At 62.6% G+C, this 9,384-nt stretch carries 10 protein-coding genes; 8 read left to right on the forward strand and 2 right to left on the reverse strand.

What is annotated here, in order from left to right:
• Positions 1 to 478: 478 nt before the first annotated feature.
• Positions 479 to 607 carry a metal-sensing transcriptional repressor gene (locus HMPREF3087_RS10780; protein ID WP_141738837.1) on the reverse strand — a complete coding sequence of 43 codons (129 nt, stop codon included), beginning with the start codon at positions 605 to 607 and terminating at the stop codon, positions 479 to 481.
• Between the two features lie 16 nt (positions 608 to 623).
• On the opposite strand from HMPREF3087_RS10780, the gene HMPREF3087_RS00740 reads away from it, so the two are divergent.
• The 6 genes from HMPREF3087_RS00740 to HMPREF3087_RS10455 all read left to right on the forward strand — a co-directional run bounded on the left by HMPREF3087_RS00740 (position 624) and on the right by HMPREF3087_RS10455 (position 6,315).
• Positions 624 to 803, forward strand: a complete 180-nt coding sequence (locus HMPREF3087_RS00740; protein WP_070427701.1) for a hypothetical protein — start codon at positions 624 to 626, stop codon at positions 801 to 803.
• A gap of 141 nt (positions 804 to 944) precedes the next feature.
• Positions 945 to 1,223: a mycoredoxin gene (locus HMPREF3087_RS00745; RefSeq protein ID WP_019174058.1), complete on the forward strand. Its 279-nt coding sequence runs from the start codon at positions 945 to 947 to the stop codon at positions 1,221 to 1,223.
• Positions 1,224 to 1,366: 143 nt separating this feature from the next.
• On the forward strand, positions 1,367 to 3,592 hold the full coding sequence (locus tag HMPREF3087_RS00750) for a bifunctional copper resistance protein CopD/cytochrome c oxidase assembly protein (protein WP_256172990.1): 2,226 nt from the start codon (positions 1,367 to 1,369) through the stop codon (positions 3,590 to 3,592).
• Positions 3,593 to 3,792: 200 nt separating this feature from the next.
• On the forward strand, positions 3,793 to 5,130 hold the full coding sequence (locus tag HMPREF3087_RS00755; protein ID WP_062019245.1) for an MFS transporter: 1,338 nt from the start codon (positions 3,793 to 3,795) through the stop codon (positions 5,128 to 5,130).
• Between the two features lie 145 nt (positions 5,131 to 5,275).
• Positions 5,276 to 6,028 carry a 3-hydroxybutyrate dehydrogenase gene (locus HMPREF3087_RS00760; protein ID WP_070427702.1) on the forward strand — a complete coding sequence of 251 codons (753 nt, stop codon included), beginning with the start codon at positions 5,276 to 5,278 and terminating at the stop codon, positions 6,026 to 6,028.
• Positions 6,025 to 6,315 (forward strand): hypothetical protein, encoded by a 291-nt coding sequence (locus tag HMPREF3087_RS10455; RefSeq protein WP_141738836.1) that lies wholly within the window; start codon positions 6,025 to 6,027, stop codon positions 6,313 to 6,315. The genes HMPREF3087_RS00760 and HMPREF3087_RS10455 overlap by 4 nt, the downstream gene beginning before the upstream one ends.
• A 67-nt stretch (positions 6,316 to 6,382) precedes the next feature.
• Here the strand turns inward: HMPREF3087_RS10455 and HMPREF3087_RS00770 are convergent, their stop codons facing one another.
• Positions 6,383 to 7,252 (reverse strand): LysR family transcriptional regulator, encoded by an 870-nt coding sequence (locus HMPREF3087_RS00770; protein WP_070427704.1) that lies wholly within the window; start codon positions 7,250 to 7,252, stop codon positions 6,383 to 6,385.
• A gap of 212 nt (positions 7,253 to 7,464) precedes the next feature.
• Between HMPREF3087_RS00770 and mmsB the strand changes: the two genes are divergently transcribed.
• Both mmsB and HMPREF3087_RS00780 read left to right on the forward strand, forming a co-directional pair.
• Positions 7,465 to 8,379, forward strand: a complete 915-nt coding sequence (gene mmsB, locus HMPREF3087_RS00775; protein ID WP_070427705.1) for a 3-hydroxyisobutyrate dehydrogenase — start codon at positions 7,465 to 7,467, stop codon at positions 8,377 to 8,379.
• 154 nt (positions 8,380 to 8,533) lie between these two features.
• Positions 8,534 to 9,301: a YggS family pyridoxal phosphate-dependent enzyme gene (locus HMPREF3087_RS00780; RefSeq protein ID WP_083271947.1), complete on the forward strand. Its 768-nt coding sequence runs from the start codon at positions 8,534 to 8,536 to the stop codon at positions 9,299 to 9,301.
• The last annotated feature ends 83 nt before the right edge of the window (positions 9,302 to 9,384 follow it).

Here is a 9,384-nt window from a genome sequence, read left to right on the forward strand (position 1 = left end):
GGGTGAACGATGTCCTGAAACCAGACACCCCCTCGCGCACAGATTCAAAGCTCGGGCATCGGAAACGATGCCCGAGCTTTTTGCTTGCGACTGTGCGCACACCCGTTAGCAATGAATCCACGCTTTAGCCGTAGTCAGACTCCCGTTAGCAAGTGAAACTCCCGTTAGCAGTTGTTGCTAAGGCGCAGAATCCGGCTAAAGGGTGTGTGGAGGTTTTAGATCGAGGTGCCGGGCTGGCAAGAGGCCGAGGTGCTTGGGCCGGTAGGCGAGCGAGACGCGGGGCTGGCTGGGTGCACTCGGCGCCTGTGCGCACACCGGTTAGCAATGAATCCACGCTTTAGCCGTAGGGAGACTCCCTTTAGCAACAGAAACTCCCGTTAGCAGTTGTTGCTAAGGCGCAGAAACCGGCTAAAGGGTGTGCGGAGGTTCTGGGACCAGTGGCCAGCCAAGTGGGGGAGTTGTGGAACGAGGTGCCGGGCTAGCAAGAGGCCGAGGTGCGGCAGTTGGCGTCGTCTTCGACCTGCCGGATGACGGCAGCGAGCTGGCCTTCGGCTCGACGTAGAATGTTGAGCTCGATTGGGCAGCTGAAAAGTGACCAACTGCGAATCTACAAGGAGAAACATATGTGCCGACCAGTCACCTGCCGTGTGTGCAATAAAACGACGTGGGCCGGCTGCGGTCAGCACGTGGCCGATGTCAAAAAGCAGGTGCCGGCCTCGCAGTGGTGCGACGGCAAGCACTCCGACGCAGAAAAAGCGCGGCCCGGTTCGGGTGGATTCTTCGCTCGCCTCTTCGGCCGCTGATCCCCGGTCGGTCGGCTGGAGGTGAGCCGACCTCCACCTCGTCCGCTTTTGGGGCACGAGGTGGAAGGAGAGGGAATAAGGTTCCCGCGCCTTTCGTTCCCAATTCAGCAAGACACCACGTAACTCAGCAGAGGAGTGTTCATGTCCGACATCACCGCACCCTTCCTTCCCGAAGCCGGCACAGTGACCATGTTCACCACATCGTGGTGCGGCTACTGCAAGCGCCTTATGCCCCAGCTGAAGCAGCAGGGCATCGAGTTCCGCGAAGTCAACATCGAAGAGATCGAAAACGGTGCGCAGGTCGTCGAAGCCGCCAATGACGGCAACCAGACCGTGCCCACTCTTCTCTACGCGGACGGCACCACCCAGACCAACCCGGGAATCGGCGAAGTCAAGAAGAAGCTCGAAAGCCTCGCCTGACGCGCTTCACAGGTTCTCTGAAAGCCGCAGCGACCAGGACCCTCTGGCGCTGCGGCTTTTCTGCGCTCTGAGCGTTCCGCGTCGGTCTCAGCAGAGGGTGACGTCCCAGCGGCCGTGTCAGAGGGCCTTAGTACCCTAGGGGCATGCGCCCGAATGATCGTTCCTCTGGCTCTGCGGACTCCAAACGAGCTTCGTCAGCTGCCGTGCTCGCCCGCCGTTTGGCCATTCCGCTCTTCACGGTCGTCGGCGCCGCTTTCGGGGCCTGGGCGCTCATCTACACCGGCGCCACGAATCCCATGCTCGTCGGGGACTCTGGTCCGCTCGGCCGCATCGGCCTGCCGATCGCCGAATTCTTCTTCCAGGCGGCCAGCGTGGTGGTCATCGGCGCCATCATCCTCATGATGCTCATCCTGCCGCGGTCGAAACCGCAGCGCCGTCGCGGCGCGGGAGCGCGCAGGGCAGAAAAGAAAGCCAAACAGCTCGCGGCGAAAAAAGCTGCGGCCGGCAAGGCATCGGCCACTGGGGAAGCGGCGGCTGCTGAAGAAGCGACGGTCGCGGCAACTTTGACTGCCGAGGTCGCATCGGCTGCGGTTGCAGATGGCAAGAACGACCGTGACGTCGAACTCGACCCATCGTGGGCGGCAGCGCTCCTGACAGCGCAGATCGGGTCGATTGTCCTCGTCCTGTCCTCGGTTGCCACCCTGATTCTGCGCTACGTCAACACCGCCGGCACGGCGGCGACAAACGCAACCCAGGCAGAATTCTCCGCCCAGCTGGGCGCCTACATCACTCAAATCGACTCGGGCCGACTGTGGTCGCTGGTCGTGGTCACCGCCATCGTCATGTCGATGATCCTGTTCGCCACCCGCAGCTTTGCCGGGATCGGCTGGACGGCGCTTCTGACGGTGCTCATCCTGTTGCCGCAGGCGCTCATGGGTCACGCCGCAGAAGCCAAAGGCCACATTGAAGCCGTCAACAGTCTGGGCCTTCACCTGGTTGCGGTCATGGCGTGGGTTGGCGGGCTCGTGGTCCTCGCGCTGATCTCACCGACCCTCACGGGACGGCAGGACCTGGGCGAAATCATCAAGCGCTACTCGACGATCGCCCTGTTTTCGATCGTCATCATGGCCTACTCCGGCTTCGTCAACGCCACCCTGCGCGTCAAAGGCCTCGACGACTGGCTGACCCCCTACGGGCAGCTGGTCATCATCAAGATCGTCTTCACCGTCATCCTCGGCCTGATCGGGTTCTGGCACCGCGAACGGATCATCGGCCGGCTTGGCTCGAGCATGCGCGCCGCCGCAGAATTCTGGCGTCTGGTTCTTGCCGAGATCGCCATCTTCGGCGCGGTTGTCGCCATCGGCATCGTGCTTGCCAGTTCGCAGCCGCCAGTCCCGCAGGAGCTGCGCTCGCAGCCCACCCCCTCGGAAATCCTTTCCGGCGAACTCCTGCCGCCGGAACCGCTGTGGTACAACTACTTCCTGCAGTGGCGCTTTGACCCGCTGTGGGTGGTCATCGGCGTCGGGGCCTCAGTCCTGTACATCATGGGCTACCGCGAACTGAAGAAGCGCGGCGGACAGTGGCCTCTGTGGCGCACCATTTCGTGGGTGGGCGGCATGGCCATGCTCATCTATGTCACGTGCGGCGGTCCCATGGTGTACGGCCGCGTGCTGTTCTCCGGCCACATGATCCAGCACATGCTGATTGTCATGCTCGTGCCCATCCCCATGGTTGTGGGCGCTCCCATCACGCTGCTCATGCGTGCCATCCACCCCCGCCAAGACGGTTCGCGCGGTGTGCGCGAATGGATCCTCATCCTGGTGCACTCCAAGTACATGCGCTTCTGGGCCCACCCGATTGTCGCGTCGATCAACTTCTCCGGTTCGCTCATCGTCTTCTACTACAGCGGCATCATGTGGTACGCGCTGAAGTACCACCTGGGCCATGAACTTATGATCATCCACTTCCTGGCGGCGGGCTATATGTTCGCGCAGGCCATGATCGGCGTGGACCCCGGCGTGAAGCGCTTCCCCCACGCGGTGCGGTTCGTGGTGCTCCTTGTGACCATGACCTTCCACGCCTTCTTCGGCATTTCGATCATGACCACAGAAGTGCTCATTGAACCCGAGTGGTACGGCAACATGGGCCAAACGTGGATCAGCGCCCTTGACGACCAACAGCTGGGCGGCGGAATCGCGTGGGGCATCGGCGAATTCCCCACACTCATCCTGGCGTTCACCGCCGCGGTCCAATGGTCGAAGGCCTCCGACCGCGAAGCCAAACGAAAAGACCGCGCAGAAGCCCGTTCCGGTGACGCCGAACTGCGCGCCTACAACGAATACCTGGCCTCACTGGGCGGCAAACGCTGAATCTCGTCCCACTGTGCGCCCCGGCACAGCGGGAGTGCGCATATTCTCAATGCCGAATGGCGGTACGAAGGCCCTTTGCGTCCCACTGTGCGCTTATAGTGGGTCATCTCACAATTGCGTGAGCGCTGCTGTCCGCATCGCCGCGACAGTCAGCCGTCCCGCGCGTTGAGTCGCACGCACTATGAGGCAAAGGAGCCGAAATGGCAATGGACGTTCAGGAGCGTCGCGGCCTGCAGAAGGTCGTCGCCGCCTCGATGGCCGGAACGGTCGTCGAATGGTATGAATTCTTCCTCTACGGGTCAGCTGCGACCCTGGTGTTCAACCACATTCTCTTCCCGCCGTCAGACAACCCGCTCACCCCGATTCTCGCGGCGTTCGTCACCTACGCGGTCGGCTTCATCGCCCGCCCCGTCGGCGGTATTGTTTTCGGCCACTTCGGTGACAAGCTCGGCCGTAAGAAGCTGCTGCAGCTGTCGATCATCCTTGTGGGTGTTTCCACCTTCCTCATGGGCTGCCTGCCCACATACCAGGCGATCGGCATCATGGCGCCGATCCTGCTGGTGCTCCTGCGCTTTGTGCAGGGCTTTGCAGTCGGCGGCGAATGGGGTGGCGCTGTGCTTCTGGTTGCAGAGCACTCACCGAAAGAATCCCGCGGATTCTGGGCCTCCTGGCCGCAGGCCGGTGTGCCCCTGGGCAACCTGCTGGCCACCGCCGTCCTGTGGGTCCTGTCGACCACCCTCGATGACGCGCACTTCATGTCCTGGGGGTGGAGGATCGGCTTCTGGCTGTCGGCTGTCATCGTGCTCATCGGCTGGTACATCCGCACGCAGGTCTCTGACGCCCCGATCTTCAACGAAACCAAGGACGCCATTGACGACGGCGCGGCCGAATACGGTGTGTTCTCGGTTCTGAAGAAGTACCCGCGCGGCGTCCTCTGCGCTATGGGTCTGCGCCTGATTGAGAACATCCACTACTACCTGGTGGTGACGTTCACGATCACGTACCTGTCGGTCGAAGTGAACATCAAGTCCAGCGAAATCCTCGGCCTTCTGCTGGGTGCCCACGCCATCCACGCCTGCCTCGTGCCGCTGGTCGGAAAGATCACCGATATCATCGGACGCAAACCGCCCTACCTGGTGGGAATTCTGCTTGCCGCATCCTGGGGATTCTTCGCCTACAACCTCTACTCGACGGGCGAGCCGTTCAACATCTTCATCGCGATGCTTGCAGGCCTGGTGTTCCACGCCCTCATGTACGCGCCGCAGCCGGCGATCATGTCCGAAATGTTCCCCACCCGCATGCGCAACTCCGGCGTTTCGTTCGGCTACCAGGTCACGGCAATCGTCGCCGGGTCCTTCGCCCCGATCATCGCCGTGTTCCTGCTGGACAAGTTCAATTCGGCCATCCCGATTGCCATCTACGCTGCAATCGCCGCGGTCATTTCGCTCATCGCCCTGGCGTTCACCAAGGAAACACGCGGCATCGACTTCGCGGACATCGACCGCGCCGACGCCGAACGCTTCGGTGTGAAGCTCTGACCAAACCGCGCATTTGCGCATAGGCGGGCGGCGCCTCGTTCCCGGAATAATGGAACCGAGATTCTCGGTTCCCCGGATGACGAGGCGCCGCTCGCCTTATCCGCGGCACTCAAGCACCGATTCCCGAAAGCAGGAGGACAGCACGATGGCAGAAGATCGACTGAACGGACGAAACGCCCTTGTGACGGGAGGCGCTTCCGGCCTGGGCCAGGCGATAGCGGAAGCGTTTGCGGCCGAAGGTGCGACCGTCACGGTGGCCGACATCAACGGCGATGCAGCGAAGGACATCGCTGAGAAGATCGGCGGTAAGCACTGGCAGGTGGACCTCGCGGATACAGAAGCGCTTGATGAACTCAGCCTGAACTACGACATTCTGGTCAACAACGCCGGCATCCAGCACATCGAAGCGCTCGAAGACTTCCCGCTGGACAAATGGCAGCTGATCAACAAGCTCATGCTCGAAGCGCCGTTTGTCCTGACAAAAGCGGTACTGCCGGGCATGTACGAACGCGGTTTTGGCCGGATCATCAACATGTCGAGTGTGCACGGGCTGCGCGCATCGGCCTACAAGTCCGCCTATGTTGCGGCCAAGCACGGGCTCATGGGGCTCACCAAGACCACCGCGCTGGAAGGCGGACCGAAGGGGGTTACCGCCAACGCCATCAACCCCGGATACGTTATGACGCCGCTGGTGGAACAGCAGATTGCCGACCAGGCTCGCACTCGCGGGATCTCCGAAGACAGTGTTCTCGAAGAGGTTTTCCTGGGCCATTCGGCTGTTCCTCGTCTGCCCGAAGCTGATGAGGTGGCGCAGCTGGCGGTTTTCCTGGCCTCTGATGCCGCGGGTGCCATCACGGGATCGGCACACTCGATTGACGGCGGATGGTCCGCGGCATGAGTTCTGGACCTGGTGGTGCGGGCGAGCGCGGACCTGGCGGACACGAAGCTGGCGGGCGCATGCCCGGCAGCCGCACCGGCACTCGAAAAATCCTACGCTGGGTGAGCATTGCGGCGATTGCTGCCGTGGTGCTTGCGCTGGTTCTGTTCACGGTCGCCGGTTCGCCGCAGTCGGGAGTATTCTTCTTCGCGCTGATCTGCGCTGCCGCCGCCGGCGTGCTCAGCATCTGGGCGGTTATCGGCTGGGCGTTTGAGTTCCTCGACAGAAAGCGCGCGTCAGGGCAGTGAGCAGGGGTGCTGGGCGCCGCGCGTGCTCAGGCCAGGGGCTGACAGTCCGGTCGGCCGCGGCTGACAGTCATTCGCTGTCCGGCACCGTCAGGGCGCGCACAACTGCCTGCACGGCGGTGCGTCGCAGTGCTTCGGGTCTGACCACTGCCCAGTAGTGCACGGGCAGCGAAAAGTCGGGGATCACCCTGGTGAGACCCTCACCGGCGAAAGTCGGCAGAAGAGCCACACCGACACCTCGGCGGCAGGACTGGACGTGAGCCAATGCCGAGTTCGAATAGAAGTGCCCGGCCGGTTCCGGTAGCACGTTCCACGCGCTTTCCAAGCTGGCCACGCCCAGGGAGTGCTCGGCGTAGTAGATCAGCCGATGCGCCCGCAGATCCTCCGTGGTCTGCGGTGCCTGTGCAGTGGACAAATAGCTTTCAGAAGCGTAGAAGCCCAGCTCATAGGGCCGCAGGTGGTGGACCGTGGCGTTGGAAACATCCGGTTTTTCCACCACGATCTCAACGTCAAAACCCGACCTGTGCTGGCGTGCCCTCTGAGTGGAAGTGGTCATCTCAATGTTGAGGCGCTTGTGTTCAGCCTGCAGCTGAGCCAAAGCATCAACCGCATAGAACATGGCAAAAGCCTCGGGGCAGGCAATCCGCACGTTCCCGTACATCGGGGTGTCCGGCGCATCGGCCTGAATTGAGCCGAGAGCCTTCTCGATCATTTCAGCACCCGGCATCAGCCTGCGGCCGGCCGCACTGAGCTCCCAGCCGTCGGGTGTGGCCGTCAGAAGGGTTTCGCCGATCGCCTTTTCGAGGTTCGCTATGCGCCGCGACACCGTCGTGTGCGTCACCCCCATGCTCGCGGCCGCCGCCGTGTACTTGCCCAGACGAGAAACGGCCAGCAGGGCAAGCAGATCATCCGGCGACACCGGGGGACGGGAGACGTTCATGGTGCCAGTCTACTGAGCGGAGTGTGCGCTGACGCACTCCCGCGGTGCGCAAGTGCCGTCCGAAAACAAGGCCGAACAGTGTGATCTGCGCAATGCCCGGCGTTATGCTGAACATGAATTTCGGCCGCTTAGCAGCGCACCGCGAGTGCAGAAGCACAGCCGGTGCAGACAGTCGGGCGGCAGTGTGCACTCACCATTTGCAAGGAGGCATGATGGCAATCATCGGTTGGGTAGGTCTGGGCAACATGGGACGCCCCATGGCAGCAAACCTCGTCAAGGCAGGCCACACGGTTCAGGGATTCGACGTTGTCGAAGCCGCAGTCACCGCTGCAGCAGAAGACGGCATCACCCCGGCGAAGTCAATTGAAGAGGCCGTAAACGGCGCCGAAATCGTTTTCACCATGCTTCCCAAGGGCGAACACGCCCGCTCGGTGTACCTCACCGACGGCGGTGTGCTCGAAGTTGCATCGAAGGACACCATCCTCGTGGACTCGTCCACCATTGACTTCGACACCGCCCGCGCCCTGCACGACGCGGCACGCGAAGCCGGCTACGTCTTCCTCGACGCTCCCGTTTCCGGTGGTGTGACCGGCGCTGCCGCAGGCACCCTGACCTTCATGGTCGGCGCTGAAGACGAAGACTTCGAAGCAGCCAAGAAGTACATCGAGCCCATGGCCGGCAACATCTTCCACGCCGGTGGCGACGCCGCCGGTCAGGCCGCCAAGATCGTCAACAACATGATGCTGGCCATCAGCGCCCAGGGTGTTGCCGAAGGTGCTGTGCTTGCTGACCGCTTCGGCCTTTCGCACGAAACGTTCATCAACATCGCCAAGGTGTCTTCCGGTGACTCGTGGCCGCTGCGCACCTGGTACCCAGTGCCCGGTGTTGTCGACACCGCGGCAGCCAACAACGGCTTCAAGCCCGGCTTTGCAGTGTCGCTCATGCGCAAGGACCTCGGCCTGGCGCTCGCCGGCGGCGAAAGCCAGGGTGTCCCGCTCGATGCTGCACAGCTTGTTGCCGACAAGCTCGACAAACTCATCGACGAAGGCTGGGAACTGGCCGACACCATGGCTCTGATCCGCAACATCGACCCTGAAGCGGAAGGCCTCCCGAAGAGCTTCAGCTGACGGGCCCACACCTGACCCACTGACGAGGTGGAGGTCGGCACTGTGCCGACCTCCACCTCGTGCTTTGTGGCGGGGAGTGGGGCGCGGCCCAGCGGGGTAAGAACAGCCCCGGCTACCCTTAAGGAAGCTGTGTTTTTCTAGGCGAGGAGTGCCCGTGACGAATGCTGATGAGCCGATTCTGACCGATGCTGAGCGCGACGAGATCCGCGCCAACCTGGACGATGTTGCCCAGCGTGCCGAGGCCGCCGCGAGAGCAGCGGGACGAGGCTACGGCGGCGGCAATCCGGAAGCTGCGGCCGAAGACGTCAAAGTGCTCCTGGCCGTCAAAACGCAGCCGGTCCAGAAGATCCGCACGGCCATTGAGCACGGCTACCGGCTGATCGGCGAAAACCGGCAGCAGGAACTCACCGCCAAAGCAGAAGGGCTGGCCGACCTCAACCCGGTCGCGCACCTCATTGGGCCGCTGCAGCGCAACAAGGTCAACCACACGCTTGCCGTCGAATCGTGTACGTGCATTGAGTCCATTGACAACATGCGCTTGGCCCAGCGGATCGACAACCGGCTGGAGCTGCTGGAACGCGATAGTCTCGACATCTTCATTCAGGTCAACACCTCACGCGAAGACAGCAAATTCGGTGTCGCCCCAGAAGAGGCCGAACAGCTCATTGAAGAAGTGCGCGGGCTTGAGCGCCTGCGGATTCGCGGGCTCATGACCATCGGACTGCCCGGCTCAACGGCCGACGAAATCCGCCCCTCCTACGCTGACCTGCGCGAACTGTCGCAGCGCCTGCGCGACAGCGGAGTTCTGCCCGCCGATGCGGTTGAACTGTCCATGGGCATGTCCGCCGACTTTGAACTCGCGATCGAAGAGGGCGCCACGATTGTGCGCGTCGGCTCGAGCGTTTTCGGCGCTCGCAGCTGAATTCGGTGGGAGCGGGCGCTATTCGCAGCTGAATCTGCGCTGCGCTGAAGCAGCGCCGCGGCCCGGCACCAAGCGCCGGGCCG

This window comes from Brevibacterium sp. HMSC22B09, from assembly GCF_001806795.1.
In the GTDB taxonomy this organism is placed as follows: domain Bacteria; phylum Actinomycetota; class Actinomycetes; order Actinomycetales; family Brevibacteriaceae; genus Brevibacterium; species Brevibacterium ravenspurgense.